The 310-nt window shown below is 69.7% G+C and carries 1 pseudogene; it reads right to left on the reverse strand.

Annotation, left to right across the window (positions count from 1 at the left end):
• Positions 1-310, reverse strand: a pseudogene (locus QCE73_RS34165) (lytic transglycosylase domain-containing protein); the annotation flags it as partial.

Genomic DNA, 310 nt, shown 5'->3' on the forward strand with positions numbered 1-310 from the left:
TATCGATCGTCACGTGAACGCGCTTTTCGGGCGTGGCGGACGCCAGCACCTGCTTGGGCGCGGGTGGAACCGGCGCCTGCGGGGCATTGATCGGCACATTGCGGCCGCGTGCGACGTCGCGCAGACGGGAACGCTCGGCCAGCACCTTGGCGCCGTAGCCGCCGTCGTCCTGCGTCGTCGAGCCGACGTAGAAGCGCAGGCCGCCCGCTACCGAGCCGCCGCGCGCAATGCAGTCCTTCAGCACGAGCGCGCCGACCTTGATGTTCGCGAGCGGATCAAGCGCCGCGTGCGAGCCGCCGAAGTACTGGAA

It is taken from the genome of Caballeronia sp. LZ029 (assembly GCF_031451275.1).
In the GTDB taxonomy this organism is placed as follows: Bacteria; Pseudomonadota; Gammaproteobacteria; order Burkholderiales; family Burkholderiaceae; genus Caballeronia; species Caballeronia jiangsuensis.